Here is a 19,441-nt window from a genome sequence, read left to right as displayed (position 1 = left end):
CAATTAAAATTTAATTTCTATTTCTTTATAATTTTCTTGGTAATATAATTCATACCAGAATAAACTTTAATAAAATACACACCATTATTTAATTGATTCATGTCAAGGTAATCCACTCTATCTTTCGAGTCAATTAGTTTCTCTCCCAAAATAGAATAAAGCTCCACTTTATCTATATGTATTGTGTTTGATTTGATGTATAATATTTCATTAACCGGATTAGGATATATACTTAAGTCACTAAAATCTATCTCAGGTGTTGATAAACTTGACACTTGTTGGACATCGTCAAAATAGAATGTCGATTGAGAAGTACCATCACCTAAATTTCCAATATCAAACATAAACACGAGTTTGTCATAAGGACTTAAACCTAAAGACCCAAAATCCCAAGTTAATGTTTCCCACTGCCCAGAAACAGTAGTATTGCTTATCAATTCAAAAGCAGCTCCGCCACCTTGCTGTTCTAGTTTTATCTGAACTGGTGTCCCAATTGGTGCTTCTGTCCAAACTCGCATTGTGATGTAACGATTTGTAGTGAAATTTAAAGCATCGTTTAAATTAATATACGATCCGGACCAAACCTGTCCACCATCTCTAACAATCTTTGCTAAGTTATTACTGTTGTTTCCAGTGCTTTGCAGGCCACTAACTGCTTCTACAGTTCCTGTTCCACCATCAAAATCATTAAAATCTGCAGTTACAGGCGTTGTTTCAAAATCAAAAGGTAACCCTGTATTAGAACCAGGATCAGTGCATTCTAATGCATTATAACTAAAGGTCATTCTACCCAAATTAATTTCACCATCAGTTGCTACTAATCTTAAAATATGAGTGCCAGCTGTTAAATCTACATTACTCGTAGATTTTGTATTCCAAGAATTCCAATTTCCTGTTGATGAAAATATAACATCTAAGCTGACCTTAACACCATCTATTTCTAAATAAATAGGTCCACCTCCATTATTGTTTCCTGATGCATATCTTATATCTAAGTTATAACATCCAGTGGTCTGTACATCCACTGTATATTCTAACCATTCACCAGAAGCGATCCAACCAACAGTTTCACCTTCTATAGCATCAGACAAAGCATCAACATATTCGCTTGGTCTAAAACCACCTTGATTATCCATTGTTGTATCAAAATATGAAATGTTCTGACCATTACCAGCTTCGAAATAGTCATAATGACCAGCTTCAATAACACCAGGTATTTGATGTGGTGTGCCTAAATAAGGTAACTGGTCGCCAATTGTCATTGAAATAAAGTTAGTTACAATGTGAGATGAGCCTTTGTAAACTTTAGCATACGCAGTATGTATACCTAAACTAATATTTGGTATTGTGGATTGGTAAGGCGCGGCAGTATCTTCACTTAGCAGGTTACCATCAAAATAAAATTCTACTTTATCAATTCCGGTACCTGTTGTTGCCACAGAAAGTAAAACATTATCATTTTCTACAGGTACTTCTGGATTTGCAGACAATTCAGCCGTTACATCAATATCTCTACTTGTTGCTAGAGTGTTAGCTGGCACATTTAGCATATAACCATCTGAAAATGTAACAACCGTATCTGAATCTGAATAATTTTGAGCCACATATGTTATAAAACCATTATCGTTAAATGCGGTTGCCAAAGGGTCATTAGCAGTTATTGAAGCATCAGGTACACCTAAAGCATTCATATTATGCAACCAATGATAGGTGTGCGCGTCTGAAATACCAAACTTTAAAGTTCTGTTAGGGTAAGAATCATATAGGTTTATTGCACTTTGAGCATCTGTAAGTGCTAAATATTTCCAATAAGTATCGTGCCATAAATTAGGATTTTCTTGATTGCTCAATATACCTGTATCTGCTGAAATTTCAGACCAAAGCATTTGAAGGTAAGTCTGATTATGCCCTAGATATAATGAACCACCATGAATAGGATATAGTTCTATACCATAAGCTGCGGCAATATCGCCTGTCCAGAAAGTTTGATTATCGTATGAGTTACCCCAAACTCTTGAAACAAATTCATAAGGATGTGATGCAGAAAAATTTCTTTGATACATATCAAACCAATACTCTTCTACAGCAGATTGTTCTGTTGTATAAATAAAAATTCCTAAATCTCTTATCGCATCATTGTCTGTTACTGCTCCCCAATGGATTAAAGAAGATGCAAATTGCATGCTCTCAGAGGTTGATTCTTGGTCATTACCTTGAGGGAAAGAAGCAAAACCATTTGCCCAACTATGACCAGCATAAGGGCTAAAATTTCTTAAAAATGGAAATAGTGTATCGTTTCTATCGTCTGAAGCAGCATCACGAACCAATAAATTTATCATGTCACCCCATTGTGCTGCCCAACCTGGTTCATATTGTTCCATAAAGGCAGCGGCATGAATAAAGTATCCCCAATGAAAATGATGGTCGTTAATATTACTATCTTGTCCATGACCTGCTGGATATCCTAGCATTGCGGACCATGTATCATTATAATAATATAAGAACGCGACCTCACCAGATTCATACGTTAACCAATCTTCTAGTCTCTCTTTTATTGTAGCAATCATAACATCTCTAGCGGCAATATTACCTGTTTCATCTGCTATCCTGGCTGTTTGAATAAGTCTATTCATAACCTGACCTTCATTGTATGAATCTGTCCAAGTCGCTAATTGATCATTTTGAATCGCGGTAATTTTAGAATCTAAAGCAGCCGGATCATATCCGTTACTATATTGCCCTAAATTTGGAAGCGTTGGTAAAATACCTTTAAAAATATGTTCTACCTCAAAGGTATTACCATCTAGCATCTTTACTTCGCCTCTAACTGTTTCATAACTATATCCACTTGGTGATGCTGATGACATTGATAAATTACTCCACTGGTGTGGTAATAGTCCTAATAAAACATTAGTCTCTGTGCCTTCCTTAACATCTGTAGTTACAGTAAAGGTTGTATTAAGTTTAGAATTACTTTCATTATAATTCCAAGTTGTAATGGTATTAGTAGGAAATACGTATGCATAGTCCTTATATTCTTGAGCTACCATACTCACATTGGTTGTTGTTAATGGTAGCATTGCCATTGACCAATAATTATTCCCATTGAGTGAAGATGAATATGTTGAGTCAGATTGCGTCCAAGTACTACCAGTTGGTGCATAAATGACAAAATCAGCACCGTTTGACGCGTTTTCTACCGTAATCATTTCATTTGTAACCGTAACTGTACCTGAATTAATTGATATTTCAACAATGTCACTGCTCCCTTTTTCAAAGTAAATGAATGGCATAGCAATACCAGAAGTTGCATTTAAATGATGTGTACCATCATTCCAATCCATAGTAACTGTCCAATCTGAATAATCTGAAGCAGTAGCCATAGATGTATTAAGACCTACAAGACCAACTTCTATTGGCGCTGAATCACCAATTGGTCCCCAAGGAATATAGGTCACTACTAAACCGTCGTTTTTGGTTCTCATTGTCATGGGATAATTAAACAAATTATCTGCATGATTTTCTTTAACAAGTCTTGACCACCAATCATTGGTTGGTACAGGTTTATTTAAAGCATTACCACTTAATTGTGGCGAACCAGATGGAAATCCATTTCTGCCAGCAGAATCAACACCAGGAAATGATGTTGTATAACTACCATTGCCTACATTTATAATCTGTGCATGAAATGTAGAAATATAAAAGAGTAATAAGACACTTAAAAGGACTTTAAGTGAATAAGCTTTTGATGAAAACATATTGATTTATTTAGTTATATCAAATTTAGATATTAAACCACTGACAATGGAGAATATGCACTATACAAAAACTCTACAGTTATAAAAAAAGCCTCAACTTTTCAGTTGAGGCTTTACATTTACTATAAAACTTAGCGGTATCTTGCGGTATTATTGAGCAACTTCTGTATTTGGCAACACAATATCTTTTTGTGCTACTAACATACCATCTACGGTGCGTGTATTCAAAATACGTTCTTTACCACCTCTTTTAGCGAGACGCTTACGACAACGCTCTGTCAATAAAGGGTCATCATTAAAAAGTAAAGATTCTAATTGCACTTCAGATTTTGAAGGCTCTTTTATAATTGGGAAAATTTGTTGCATTTGGTTGTAACGTCTATCGTTACCAGGAACAAAGGTGTAAAATGTATACTTACCATCTTCATCTGTTTTTACCCAACTTCTATGGAATACATAGCGTTGGTCACCTGAACGTCTTAAATCAAAATCACCATTCTCGTCTGGCTGTTCTATAAAAAGAATAACGCCTTTAGCTGGTGTTACACCATCACTTAAATAAACAGTACCTGTGAGTTTTAACTTGTTTTCTTTTGATCTGTAATCTGGAATAGTATCCGTGTTAGTGATTAAATCTTCTGAACGATCGTAAATAGGACTGTCTGACTGTTGCGCTTTTACCACATGTGCAGAACTTAAAAAACAAACAAGAATAAATGTGTGAATAAACGTTTTCATAAGATTTAAAGATTTGGATACCTCAAAATTCTGCTAATAATCAGGAAGTTCCATAAATATCTTATGAGCTCATCTTTTTTTACGACAAACTGTTTTGTAATGTCAATTTTACCGATAAAACACATAGTTGATGAATTTAAATCTGATAGATTTTATTGAAATTATAAGCTTAAAGTATACAATTTCCTGTATCGATATTTTAGGTGTTTTTAATCGTTTAAATTCGTATTTAGTCTGATTTTTATGCTTTTTATCTATGTTTTTTGCACTTTATAGATAAAATAAATCTCGAAATTCATTGTTTTTAAGATTATTTTATATAGATTTGTTGCGTAAGTCTAAATCAAAACCTACAAACATGAAAACTAAGTTTATACTTTTTAGTACAATATTCTCTCTAATGTTCTCTTTAAGCTTTGCACAAAAGAAGGACGATTCAGCAAGTATTATTAGTGGTAAAGTAAGAATCTCTAAGTACCATAGTCGTGAAGATTTAGATGCTATGAAAAAAGGTGAACTCTTAACTTTATATATAGAGCGTATTGAAGTTATTGTTAACATATTACCTAATATTGCTTTTGCCACAAAACCTGGTGTAACTATGGAAACTTTAGGTATTCCAGAAACCAAAGAAAATAAAAAAGCTCTTGAAGAAAATAAAGAGGCTTCAGATGATTATTTTGAAAGTACAATAGAATTTCAAAAGAAGATTCTACCCTATTCTGATACCAATGATTTAATAGCTGCAATTCTTTTTTACGAAGAAACATTAAAAGCACTCCATACCTATAACGAATTTAAAGATTAAGTTTTGTTAGTGTTATAATACATTCCCCAAATCAAAACCTCGACAATTGTCGAGGTTTTTGTTATTAAAATTCAACAAATGATTCTCTTTAAAGGAAATTTCAATATTTTTGTAAGTAATTTCTCTTAACATAAGATAATAAAGTGTATTTTATCGATTTATTTTGTATTTCATAGGATTTTTAAGTATATTTGATAAGATTTTAAAAGCCTTAAAAACACGAACTTAAAAATAAACCGCTATGAAAAATCACATTACAACATTACTTATTTTCTTATTTGTTTTTAGCAATAGTTTTGCGCAACAAGAAAAAGGTATTATCGGTTACGATAATTGGTTAGACTCATGGACAGAATTTAAACCGAGTAGAATTGATTATGGTGAGCCAACTCAAATTCTTAGTGGTAATATCACCGAGAACACAACATTAAATAAAAGAAACGTTTATCTTCTCTTAGGTGATGTTTTCGTTACTAACAATGCCACATTAGTCATTGAACCTGGCACTGTAATTCTTGGAGATTTTAAATCTAAAGGTTCTCTAACAATTAGTAGAGGTTCAAAAATAATCGCTGAAGGCACACAAACAGATCCAATCATTTTTACTTCTAATAAAAGCGTCAAAAAACCTGGTGATTGGGGAGGAGTTTTTGTTTTAGGTGAAGCACCGATTAATACTTACGGTAGTGAAGCTTCATTAAATTTTGGTCTTAAGCCAACTGATTTTAATAATATTAGTTATGGCGGCGAAAACACTGAAAGTAACTCTGGTATCCTCAAATATGTTCGTGTTGAATTTGCAGGTAAAAAGACTAAAGCTACTGGTAATTTTAATGGTCTAACACTTGCTGGTGTAGGTAGAGAAACATTAATATCAGATGTTATGGTAAGTTATTGTAATGGCTCTGGCATTAGTGTGCTTGGTGGAGATCTTATGCTTGTAAAAATGGTGTCTTTAAAAAACAGTGAAAATGATTTTGAATTTAATTATGGAGCTCATTGTAACATTGTTAATTCTTTGGCTGTGAGAGACCCATATATTTCTAGCTCTAACGGATCAAGATGTATACATGTAGAATCTTACGATAATAAGGAAGAAGCTGATCCGAGCAAAAACACAACTTATGTTGACGCTGAAAATTTAACATTAGTAAATCTTTCTAGTGATCTTCAATATGATATTGAAATTGGTTTGGTACAAGAAGCAATTTATGTAGGTAACGACGTGGCATTTGTAATTGATAAAAGTGTAATTTCTGGTTTTAATCCAGCAGTAATTCTTGATTCAAAAATTAAATTAAATGATGAAAACCTAAGAAAAATAGAATTCGTAAGAACATTTTTCAATAATTGTAAAGGTAATATCTTTCAAAAGGGAATTACAAATAATGACGATCTAGAGAGTTGGTACGGAAGTAGAGCCTTTAACAACCTATATTCTAAAGGACCAGATGCCGAAACATTTATAGATGCAACACATAAAAAGTATCCGGACTTTAGATTAAAAGTAAACAAAATTATTGCCTCAACCGATAACTCATATGATACCACAGACGAAGATGATAATTAAAGTTTTAATTTTAAATTAAAGCCCTAAAAAACACTAAATCAATAAAATAAACTTAACCTAAAAGATGCTAATATCTACTGACAAAAAGAAGATATCTCTATCAACTTTAATTTTCTTACTATTTTTAGTAAATGGTAGTTGTTTTGCCCAGATAGTTATTGGTACCCCTAATTTAAATTTCTCACAAGCCTGTGCTAGTAATGATTTTAATACTTATGGACTTTCATTTGTTTTTTCGCCAGAATCTGGTCTAAACCCTTCTAATCAGTTTGTTTTAGAATTATCAGACGCTGATGGTGATTTTACCAATGCATCTGTAATTTATACTTCTAACTCTGGAGAAATTACGACTTCTCCGGCAACAATAAATTTTCAAATACCGAATACTACAGCCGGTGAGAATTACCGACTAAGAATAAAAAGCACTGCACCTGTTGCTACGAGTGCACCTTCTGCAGAATTTGCAGCATATTATAAGCTTCAAGATTCACCATTTTCAATTAACAATTTAGTGTCAACAGCTGCATATTGTGCTGGTGGAAGTTATTTGTTAACCATAGACAACCCAGGAACAGGAACTAATGATTCTCCTCTTAATTATCCGACCTTAACTTACAGATGGTTTAGAGAAACTAGTCCAACCACTTCTGAATTTATTTCAGATGGTTCTTCCCTATCAGTCAGTGAAGAAGGTACGTATTTCGTAGAGACAAATTATGGTTCTTGTACTTCAGACTCCTTTTCTAATAGAGTCACAGTTACAGAAGCCAGCGGCACAGGAAATGCAAACACTGAAATAGTGTCTAGCTTAGGAAATCCTTACTGTCCAGAACAAGGTCTCACAACACTAACAACTATTGGCGGCATAAGTTATCAATGGTTTAAAGATGGATTTGAAATTCCAGACGCTACTAGCCAAATGTATCAAACTAATGAGTCTGGTACTTTTTCCGTTTTAGTAGATCTTGGTGACTGTTCTGCGACAGGTACAATAGAACTGGTAAGCGAACTTTTTGAAAGTGACATCAATGTAGAAGAAGAGAACTACATGCTCATTGATGAATCATTAACAATTACTATAACAGACACAGCAACAAATCCTATATATGATTGGTACTTTAATGACGAATTAATCGTAGGTGAATCTTCAAACACGTTTACAGCAACAGCTTTTGGTAATTATGAAGTAGTAATAACTGAAACTACAGGCTGTACAGCATCAGTTTCTTATCCATTTATTATTTTTCAAGGATTTGATCCATTTCCAGATGTCGAAAAGATTCCAAACATAGTTAGTCCAAATGGCGATCTTATAAATGACACATGGGTTTTACCATTAAAGTATGTTACAGGTACAAATACTGAAATAGTCATTCTAAATGAACAAGGAAAAGTTGTTTTTCAAACTATAGATTATCAAAACAATTGGCCAGAAAGCGATTTAAATCTTTCTAGTGTAAACCAGGTATTCTATTATATCATCACGACAATGGACGGTGAAGAGAAAAAAGGATCAATAACCATAATAAAATAAAGTGAAACAAACTTTACTCATCATATTGTTTTTATTCTTTTCATTGCAAACAATGGTTTCGCAAGAGAGTGATGGTGTTGTATCCTTTGATTTGCCGGTAAGAAACTCGTTGGTATTTAATAGATTCGCTATTAACCCTACTTTTACTTTTGTAAGACAACAAAATAAATTTATTAGTTTTTCTAATAAAAGTGAATGGACACAATTTGAAAATGCTCCAGAAACATTTATAGGTTCTTATTCAGGTCGTTTTGCAGAAAATATTGGTGCTGGTCTTTCTGCTTTTCAAAGAAACTATGGTGTATTAACAACTTATGGTGGAGTATTAAACTTTGCGTACAATGTTAAAATTAGACAAGATCACAATTTAACATTCGGATTAAATACTGGCGCATATCAAGGTAGTATTAACACATCGAATGTGGTCACCAATTTTGATGATCCGTCATTACAAAACATACCAACAAATGCACTAATTACCATAAATCCAGGAATTAATTACGGTACAGAACTGTTAGATTTTGGTGTATCCTTTAATAACCTTGTATTATATAATTTCGAAACATCACAAATGATTGAAGACGATCCTAATCAAGGTATTCAGGCACATGTGATGCATACAGGCTATTTTAATGGTCGTGGGTTCTTTAAGAAAACAAAGTTTACAGCTTTGTTAATGTCAGAATTTCAACAGAATCAAACAGTAATTTCGGGTTTAGCTTCTTTAAATGTTCCTAAAGGACTATGGCTACAACTAGGGTACAATAATGTATTTGGTGTATCAGGAAGTATCGGAATGAATCTTACTAGAAATATTGCATTAGAATATAACATTGAAAAATCCATAGGTGAATATGTTGAGTTTGGAAATTCTCATGAAATAACTATTGCTTACAGATTCATAACCAAAAAGAATTATAAGTATAACGGTGATGAAATTGTAAGTGGTTTATTCTCTAGTAGTAAAGTAAAACCTAAAGTAGAAGCAACAGAAGAAGAACTTGCCGGTATAAGAGAAAGAGCTGCAGAGCGAAGAGAAAATGCGAGATTAGCACGCGAGGCAAAATTAGAAGCCGACAAAAAAGCAAAAGCAGAAGCTCAGCTAGCTGCGGAAGCAGAGAAACAAGCATTAGCAGAACAAAGAGCTGAAGAAAGAGCTAAAAGATTAGAAGAAAAGAAACAACGAGAAGAAACTTTTAAAAAGCAAAAAGAATTAGCAGAGGAAAGAGCAAGAAAGCGTAAAGAAGAATTAGCTAAAAAGCAAGCCGAAGAAAAGGTTAAAGCTGATGCCGCGGAAGCCGCTAAAAAGCTTGCTGAAGAAAAAGCTAAAGCTGAAGCACTAGCTAAGAAAGAAGCTGAAGATAAAGCAAAACGTGAAGCTGAAGAGGAAGCTAGAAAATTAGCTGAAGCACAAGCCAAGGCTGATGCAGAAAAACGAGAAAGAGAATTAGCGGAAGAAAAAGCAAGACAACTTGCCGAGCAAATTGCTCAGAAGAAAGCTGAGGAAAAGGCACAGCGCGAGGCAGAAGCTAAGGCTAAAGAAGAAGCCGCTAGAAAAGCGAAAGAGTTAGAATCACAACTTGCTAGAGAAGCTGAAGAAAAAGCTAAGGCAGAAGCTGAAGAAAGACAAAGAAAATTACAAGAAGAAAAAGCGAAACGTGAAGCCGAAGAGCAAGCTCAAATCTTAGCAGAACAAAAAGCTAAAGAAGAAGCTGAAGCACAAGCAAGACTGCTTGAAGAACAAAAACAAAAAGCGGCTGAGGAAAAAGCTAAGGCAGAAGCTGAAGAAAGAGCTAAAGTAATTGAAGATATTAAAGCAAAAGCTGAACTTATCGCTAATCCTAAGGATGAATTAGGTAAAGACCTATTGAAAGTTTCTAAAGAGACTGACAAAAAAGAAAAAGAACAAAATAAGTTGTTAGAGGATTTAGAAAATATTGTTAACATCAAAGACAAAGATTTAAAAGATCTTAAAGAAGAGAATGATTTAAGTGATCAAGGTATTACTGTAGCACCAAAAGCATTTAAGAGTGTTACAGCAGAAAACAATAAACTTAAAGAGATTAAGACCAACCTTGATGAAGTTATTGATGAACGAAACAAAAATATCAAAGAATTAAAAGAGCTGTACAACCAACGTTTAGAGGCTGAAAATACTGAATTAGATGAGGTAAATCTATTCTACAAAAAGAAAATAGATCGACTTGAAGAAAAGCAATTAGAAGCATTAAAAACGAAACAATATCTAGATCTTAGACTAGAAGAAATTAAAGTTGCCACTGAATTTGAAAAACGTCGTCGTATAAAAAGAGCTGTATATAACAACGAAAATGACAGATACACTCAAGACAGAAATGTATTAGATAATATTAAGCGAAACACACCTCGAAGTGAAACAGAATTAACTTCAGAAGATTTTGATTTTGGTGAGGAACAAAGTGATAATATTCAAATATTAAAAAATATTGACAAAACTGAAGATGGTTATTATATAATATTAGCTGTTCACAGTACCATTGAAAAACGAAATGAATTTTTAACTAAAGCAGTTGCTGCTGGGTTAACAAATGTAGATTTCTTCTATGATGTTAATACAAGTAAGTACTACATCTATCAGAATAAATTTGATGATGTTAACTCTGCTATGAGAGAATTAGAGAATAAAGGAAATAAATCATACAACCAAAAAATGTCCTTAGTGAAAATAGAAAATTAGAAATAGAAAAATAATATGTTAAGCCGTTCTTTATGAGTTCAGTGCCCCAGAATAAATAAGGAAGTAAAACTCTTGTAGCCATGAAAAAACCTACTTATTCAAGAGCTTTAATCGTTGTTCTATCATTATGTTTAGGAGTAATAGCCTACGCACAAAATTACGTGCCATTTACACCAAGATTTAATGAGGATTTAAAAGGAGATATAGTGTTAATTGGGAATAACATTTTAGGTCCTAACAATAATCCGTTCAATAATAATAATGTGTATAATCACAATGTGAATATGCAATACATTGATATTGATAGTGATCCTACAACGTTTAGCTCATCAAGTGCAGACTTAGAAATTCCAAATCCAAACTGTTATAGAATCATCTATGCAGGCTTGTATTGGGGAGCAGTAAATCCAGGAAGTGAACCAATTACCAATGTTAAATTAAAAGGACCTGTTGGGGACTATAATGATATTACAGGTACATTAATTTTTGATGCTAATGGTAGTTCGGTTGATGGTGGAGATAGTTTCTCTTATGCATGTTTTGCAGATGTTACTGATATTGTAACTGCTTATGGTTCAGGAACAGATTTAGGAACTTATACTGTTGCAAATGTTTCTTCTGGTGTTGGCCAGACATCAACTTTTTCGCCATATAATGGAACAGGACAATCTGCTGGTTGGTCATTATTTATTGTATATGAGGACCCTACTCTACCAGGAAAATCTATCACAAGTTTTGATGGTTTTAGTGCAATTAGTGTACCAGGTGGAAATCCAAATTTAGACATACCTGTTGATGGGTTTAGAACTGTGCCGGCGCCGGCGCCTGTAAGAGCTAATTTTGCTTTTGCTACTCTCGAAGGTGATAAACCAATTTTAGGTGATCGTTTAAGGTTAAATGGAGTAAGTCTTTCTACAGTAGATAGACCTGTGACAAATTTCTTCAATAGTTCTGTGACTCAATTAGATGCAACACCTGTAAATAATCGTGTTCCAAATAGCACAAATACGCTTGGTTTTGACACAGGAACGATTGCAATACCAAATCCAGGCAATTCTGTTATAGCCAATGATGCTACTTCGGGAACAATTCGTTTAGAAACAAGTGGGGATACCTATTTTCCTTATTTCTTTGCATTTGCGGTTGAAATTATCGAACCTAACATTGTTTTAACTAAAATTGTCGAGGATGAATCTGGCAACAATATTGGTGGTGAACTTGTTGGGCTTGGTTCAACTTTGAACTATGTCATCGGATTCCAGAACACAGGTAATGACAATGCAACCAATTTTCAAATTAGAGATATATTACCTATAAATATTGTTTATAACCATCCAACTGATTTAGTATTACCACCTGGCGTAACGGTTCATAGTTACGATCCAGTAACAAGAGAGTTAATCTTTGATATCGATGATTCACTCGTTGAAGAAAATGATCCTGTCTACGAAATAAGAATTGAAGTTGAAGTTGTTAATAGTTGTGGTGATTTAGCCGATGCATGTGAAAACATTATTAATAATCAAGCTTTTGCTACATACAATGGATTTTTTAATCCAACCTTTCAAATTACTGATGACCCTAGTGTCAATAGCAATACAGGCTGTTTGTTATCGCCACAAGCCACAAACTTTTTAGCTGATTTAGATTGTGAATTTAGAGAAGAGATTACACTTTGTGGTGATACTGTAGAGTTAACTGCTGCCAATGGATACGATTCTTACTCATGGTCTACCAGTCCTACTGGTACACCTGTTATTGGTGATACACAAACCATTACTGTAGATGCAACAGGTACTTATTATTCATTTAACACAGCCGTTGCTCCTTGTCAATCCATAGAACAAATTTATGATGTGGAACTCTTTGGTGGAGATATTGAAAACCCTGTAATTCCCTATGCTGATCAAGTTGTAACATGTCCTAATGATGGCAAGTTATTACCTAATATTTTCCTTTGTGGTGCCAATGATTCTAGATTTATAGAAACCAGTATTTCTAATACAACATCTATTATTTGGGAACAATTAGATGAGTCTAGTTGTGCCGCAGTCACCGATCAAGATTGTGCTAATGAAGATCCTTCATGTGTATGGAACGAAGTGGCCACAGGCTCAGACTTTTTAGCTGATACTGCTGGTCAATACAGATTAACCATTAATTACCCTGGCGGATGTTTTAATAGATTTTACTTTAATGTCTATCAAAACTTATTAATTCCTACAGTGGTAGCTTCTGATATTATTTGTACTACCAACGGTAGTATTACTGTTAATGATGTACCTTCCGGTTATGAGTATAGTCTTGATGGTATTAACTATCAAACTAGTAATACTTTTGTAATAACATCTCCAGGAATATATGAGGTTTACGTTAGACAAATTGGGGTACCTTCAAACCCTTGTATATTCTCTGTTCCTGATGTATTAATTAGAGATAGAGACTTTACTGTCACTTCAACGGTAACCCAACCCTTCTGTTTTGGTGAATTAGGAACCATTCAATTGGCAGCAAATGATGTCGATCCACAATATACATTTACACTCGAAGAAAATGGCACTGTAGTAAATACTGTTGGGCCTATTATAGAAAACACCTATGCTTTTGAAAACTTAAACCCAGGTACATATACGGCAACTGTAGAAACAGAAAATGGGTGTTTATACTCAGAAACAGTAACAATTACAGAACCGCCATTACTAACAGTTACAGCGGCTATTACTGCACCTTTAACTTGTAACGATGGTGAAATTACTATATATGCGCAAGGTGGAACACCTCCTTACTTCTATTTTGTAAATAGTACTACAGATTTTCAGACCGTACCTGAAATTATAGTGACCAATCCTGGAACTTTTGATATTACTGTTGTGGATTCTAATAACTGTTCTGCAAGTACAACAATTGCTATTGATACCATTCCACAACCGGAGTTCACAGTAGTAACTACAGATATTCTTTGTGGTGGTACTGGTGATACTGGTACATTAGAAATTGATGTCACCAATCCTAATGGTAATACTATTGCATTTAGTATTGATGGTGGTACAACTTTTACCAATTCTAATCTATTTACTGGTTTAGTTGCTGGTGATTACGATGTGGTATTACAATATACCTCTGGTACTTCTGTTTGTACAACGACACCACAGACCGTTACCATTACTGAAAACACTGCCATCTCAGGCACTGCTGATTTAACAACGGATTTCACCTGTTTAGGTGATGGATCTATTACTGTGACTACTGTAAATGGCGGTACACCACCATATGAATACAGTATTGATGGTGTCAATTTTCAAACGAGTAATGTATTTAACGGTTTAACTCAAGGTACATATACCATTACCATTAGAGATGGAAATATCTGTACAGCAGTAACAAATACTGTGACCATTGACGCTTTGAACCCACCGACAGACATGGATTTTTCTAATACTGCATTAACGTGTCCTACTAATACTAGTGATCTCACAATTACAAGTGTTACTGGTGGATCTGGTTCAATTCAGTATCAAATCATTGCACCAGCTTCTGCAGCAACTGCTTACCAAACCTCTAACCTATTTACTGGTCTAACACCAGATACATATACCATTCAAATCATTGATGAAAACGATTGTACTTACAGTGAATCAATCACAATAAATCCATTACCGGTGCCTACTGTTAATGTAGTACTTACTGAAGGATTAGATTGTACGGCAACACCTGACGCTGTATTCTCAGGTACAATAACTGGTGTAGCACCTTATACCTATGCGGTATCGTTTAATGGTGGTGCTTTTACATCTTTAGGTGTAACAGGTGTTAACTTTACTTATAGCGCCTCTAATGCCGGAACATATCAATTCCAAATTACTGATGCCAATGGTTGTACTGCAGATTCATCTGTTATTGAAGTCAATCCTATTTCACCACCTGCTCTAAGTGCGGTGGTGCAAACACAACCTATTTTATGTAATGGTGATACAAATGGTGCTTTAGATATTACCATAGACACTACTGTTGGTACTCCACCATTTACAATTAATGTGAATAACGATACCACAGGAACGAATTATGGAACGCAAACCACAAGTTTGCCAGCTGGAACATATACGGTTAGTATCACAGATGCTAATGCTTGTTCTACGTCCCAAACAGTAACTATAACACAACCTGATGCTATAGCTGTTGCCTACAGTACTGTGGATATTAGCTGTACATTAAGTGGTGTGTCTCAAGGATCGGTAATTGTAGACTCTGTAACTGGTGGTACTGCTCCATATAATTATTTTGTAAATGGTACTAACGGTTATAGCAATTCTGAATTAAATGCCACAGGATCAACTTCTGTGAGTTTTGATGTTGTTGACTTTGGACTATATGAAATCAATGTTGTGGATGCTAACGGTTGTTCTGTTTTGGTACAAGATGTACTGGTAGCATCACCGCCTACAGATTTAGATATTAATGTCACTTCTACTGTAGATTGTACTACAGGTGGTGAAGCTTTGGTAAGTATTGGAACTACTTTAGTAAGTTCTGGACCATTCTTCTTTAGTATTTATCAAGGACCTGCTTCGGTATATCCTAACCCTGTAGGATCTTGGATTCCTGAAGATGCTCCAGGAAGTCAATCAGCTACCTTTACTGGTCTTACTCCTGGGGTAACCTATACATTTATTGTCTATGACCAATCTAGTAACTGTAGTTACTACGAGCCAGCGACAACTGCTATTCCTACAAATTCTACATTAACCGTTTCTAGTGTTACTGAAAATAATATTACATGTACGGGTAGTGATGATGGTAACGTCTCTTTCACTATAAGTAGTACATATGGCTATGCTGTAGATGTAAACTATGTCATTCTTGATTCTTTATCTTTAGCTTCAACAGGGATTTCAGGTACAGGAACTATAGCACCTAATGGTACTTTAACTGTATCTAACTTAGGACCTTTACCTTTTGGTAGTTATTTTGTGTCTATAAGTGAAATAACAGGACCTAATGCAGGGTGTGGTATTATTACAAATGATTTTAATATTACACAATCAGCAATTCCTCTAGACTTATCGGTTTCTGTAGATCAATCTGCTAATTGTAACCCTAATTCTGGGGTGATTAGTGCTATTGCTCAAAATGGTACGGCGCCTTATGAATTCCAAATTACAACTGCTGCTATACCACCACCTGCTACTGATGCTGGATGGAATACTACCAGTACTTTTAATGTAGATGCTGGTAGTTATTATATTCATGTTTTAGATGCTTATGGTTGTATTGTAACCAGTGCTGAAACTATAGTAGATTTAGATGACGCTCCTGCCATTACGGCTTCGGTCATTGACTCTTGTTTAATTACTGATGGCAATTATGAAATTGAAGTGAATTTAACAACCGCTGGTACAGCACCGCATAGTTATAGTATTAATGGCGGAGCGTTACAAAGCTTATCAGCACCATTTACAATTTCAAATGTATTTGCGGGTACGCATACAATCGAAGTACAAGACGCTAATGGATGTTCTGATATTATCTCTATAGATATCGCAGAGCCAATTGATGTTAACGCTGATGCCACTACCCTACCATCTTGTAATAACGATGATGGTATTATTACAATGACAGGAACTGGTGGCTCTGGATCTTATGCTTATGCTATTTCACCAAGTCCAGCTACCATTGGGTTAAGTGGAAACACATTTACCGGTGTGCCTTCTGGTGTTTACACCATTACAGTCACCGATACTGTATTATTATGTACTTCAGAAGTAACTATATCAGTACCTGAAGCAGTAATACCTACATTCAACCTAAGCTCAACTTCTGTAACGTGTTTTGGTGATAATTCTGGATCTTTTGATATTGATATCACTAATTATACTGGTGCATACACATATGAGGTATTCGATAATTTAGGTGCTTCTGTAACTGGTGTTGTAAATGCAAACACAGCTACAAATCCTTTTACTGTAAATGGATTACAATCAGGTTCGTATTCGGTAGTAATTACAGAAACTGATATCCCGTTCTGTTCTAATACAGGAACAGTAGTCATTGCATCTCCTACTGAGAATTTAACATTAACAGTAACTGAGTCTTCAAATGTTACTTGTGATGACAATCAAGGCACCATAACTGCCATTGCTGATGGTGGTTGGGGAACTTATCAATATGAACTAACAGGTAACGCTACGGTTGCATATTCTACCAATAATGTGTTTACAGATTTATCTGCTGGTACATATACTGTAAATGTTATAGATAGTGAAGGTTGTATTGCTTCTGAAACAATTACACTTAATTTACCTGATCCTATAACAGCAACATTTACACCAAGCTCAACAATGCTTTCTTGTTTTGGTGATCAAAATGCGAGTATTACAGTCACTAATGTTACTGGTGGGCAAGGCACAAACTATGTATATACATTAAATATGACCACGCCAACTGTCAGTACTTCTGGTCCTCAGACCTCAAATACCTTTAACGACTTAGGTGCTGGTACATACAACATCACTATAACCGATGGATTTGGATGTGAAATGACATCTTTAGATATCGTTATTGATAACCCAACTATAGTCGAAGCTAGTTTGGTGAGAAGTGCTACACAAACCTGTCTAACAACATCTACATTAACCTTAAGTGCTTCTGGTGGTACCGCCCCGTATGACTATAGTCTAACTGAAGATTTTGCTTCGATTATTGGAAGTTTCAATTCCTCTACTACCTTTGATGCTCCTGAGGGTACTTATCAATATTATGTAAGAGATAACAATGGCTGTATTGCTGCAGTATCTAATGAAATTACTATTGATCCTTTACCTGAGTTAACTATAGAGCTAGAATCTACAAACCCTGTAATCAACTGTGCTGGTGATAATACAGGAACTATTATTGCTACGGCGTTTGGTGCTTTAGGAAATTACCAATATACACTTCAAGATACTAATGGTAATGCTATCACTGCCACACAAACAACACCTGGTTATTTTATTGACCTAGTTGCTGGTGACTATGTCGTTTATGTAGAAAGTGGTGATTGTGAGGCAACATCTGCACCGATTTCAATAACCGAACCTACGGCGCCTCTTCAAGCAACCTTAGAGGTGAATAATATTACTTGTGCTGGTAACAACAATGGTTCTGTGATAGTGAATGCTTCTGGTGGAACGGGTACAATTCAATATGCCATCTCACCACAACTCAATCAGTTTGTAGAAGAACCAATCTTTGAAAATCTTAATGGTGGTGATTATACGATTATTGTTCAAGACCAAGTTGGATGCTATCTAATATTTGACTTTACTATTGTAGATCCCCAACCCGTTATTCTTTCTATTGTTCCTAACTCTATCTTTGAAGAAACTTGTGCTGGTGACGCTAATGGCGAATTTAGTATTGATATCTCTGGTGGTACTTTACCTTATAGTGTGAGTTTAGATAACCCTGATGGTCCTTTTATTACTGGTGGTCCTACACAAACCACATTTGATTTTACCAATCTTTCTGGTGGTGATCATTTGGTATATGTGAGAGATGCGCAAAATTGTGAGTCACAATGGAACATTACATTCCCTGAAGCAGTAACCATTAATCCGCAAGTAGAAGTAGAATTTACTTGTGAAAACAATATACAAACCAATATGGTGACGGTTACTGTTGACGACTCTATAACAGATCTATCACAACTTGATTATTCTCTTAATGATGGTCCTTATCAACTCAGTAATGTGTTCACAGATTTACCTGTTGGTCTAGATTACTACATCAATGTAAGACACACTAACGGTTGTATACAAACCACTCCTCTTTTTGATATTGAAGATTTAGAACCTGTTACATTGTCATTAACGCAAGGGGAAACCAACCAATTTATTGCTAATGCTTCTGGCGGTACTGGTAATTATGAATTTTGGATGGATGGACAAAGCTATGGCACTAATAATGAATTTTTAATTTCTGAAACTGGTATTTATAACGTTACTGTTACAGATGCTAATGGTTGTTCAGCTCAGGCTCAAATTGAAATGGAATTCTTTGATATTTGTATCCCTAACTGGTTTACACCTAATGGTGATGGTGAATATGACACCTGGGCGCCAGGATGCATTGAGAATTACCCAAATCTTACCTTCGATATATTTGATAGATATGGACGTAAAATAGCGACTTATAGAGTTGGTGAAGTATGGGATGGCAAATATAATGGCAACGAATTACCTACCGGTGACTACTGGTTTGTAGTTAAAACTAATGACCCTAATATAAATAAAGAGTTTGTTGGACACTTCACACTCTATAGATAATCCAAATAAATGAACGA

7 protein-coding genes are annotated in these 19,441 nt (G+C 34.8%); 5 read left to right on the top strand and 2 right to left on the bottom strand.

The window, feature by feature from the left end:
* Positions 1 to 17: 17 nt before the first annotated feature.
* Positions 18 to 3,758, bottom strand: a complete 3,741-nt coding sequence (locus HRU50_RS13695) for a glycosyl hydrolase (protein WP_296351664.1) — start codon at positions 3,756 to 3,758, stop codon at positions 18 to 20.
* 150 nt (positions 3,759 to 3,908) lie between these two features.
* Complete coding sequence (locus HRU50_RS13690) at positions 3,909 to 4,496, bottom strand: hypothetical protein (RefSeq protein ID WP_296351663.1); 588 nt, start codon at positions 4,494 to 4,496, stop codon at positions 3,909 to 3,911.
* Positions 4,497 to 4,854: 358 nt separating this feature from the next.
* On the opposite strand from HRU50_RS13690, the gene HRU50_RS13685 reads away from it, so the two are divergent.
* The 5 genes from HRU50_RS13685 to HRU50_RS13665 all read left to right on the top strand — a co-directional run bounded on the left by HRU50_RS13685 (position 4,855) and on the right by HRU50_RS13665 (position 19,424).
* Positions 4,855 to 5,304, top strand: a complete 450-nt coding sequence (locus HRU50_RS13685) for a hypothetical protein (RefSeq protein WP_296351662.1) — start codon at positions 4,855 to 4,857, stop codon at positions 5,302 to 5,304.
* A gap of 241 nt (positions 5,305 to 5,545) precedes the next feature.
* Complete coding sequence (locus tag HRU50_RS13680) at positions 5,546 to 6,874, top strand: hypothetical protein (protein WP_296351661.1); 1,329 nt, start codon at positions 5,546 to 5,548, stop codon at positions 6,872 to 6,874.
* Positions 6,875 to 6,938: 64 nt separating this feature from the next.
* Positions 6,939 to 8,408 carry a gliding motility-associated C-terminal domain-containing protein gene (locus HRU50_RS13675; protein ID WP_296351660.1) on the top strand — a complete coding sequence of 490 codons (1,470 nt, stop codon included), beginning with the start codon at positions 6,939 to 6,941 and terminating at the stop codon, positions 8,406 to 8,408.
* Between the two features lies 1 nt (position 8,409).
* Positions 8,410 to 11,124: a PorP/SprF family type IX secretion system membrane protein gene (locus HRU50_RS13670; RefSeq protein WP_296351659.1), complete on the top strand. Its 2,715-nt coding sequence runs from the start codon at positions 8,410 to 8,412 to the stop codon at positions 11,122 to 11,124.
* Between the two features lie 80 nt (positions 11,125 to 11,204).
* The gene (locus tag HRU50_RS13665; RefSeq protein WP_296351658.1) at positions 11,205 to 19,424 is read left to right on the top strand and encodes a T9SS type B sorting domain-containing protein; all 8,220 of its coding nucleotides are present in this window, start codon (positions 11,205 to 11,207) and stop codon (positions 19,422 to 19,424) included.
* Positions 19,425 to 19,441: the final 17 nt, after the last annotated feature.

It is taken from the genome of Winogradskyella sp. (genome assembly GCF_013213835.1).
Lineage (GTDB): Bacteria > Bacteroidota > Bacteroidia > Flavobacteriales > Flavobacteriaceae > Winogradskyella.
The sequence above is the reverse complement of the archived record's forward strand: the minus strand, read 5'-3'. Positions and strand labels throughout refer to the sequence as shown.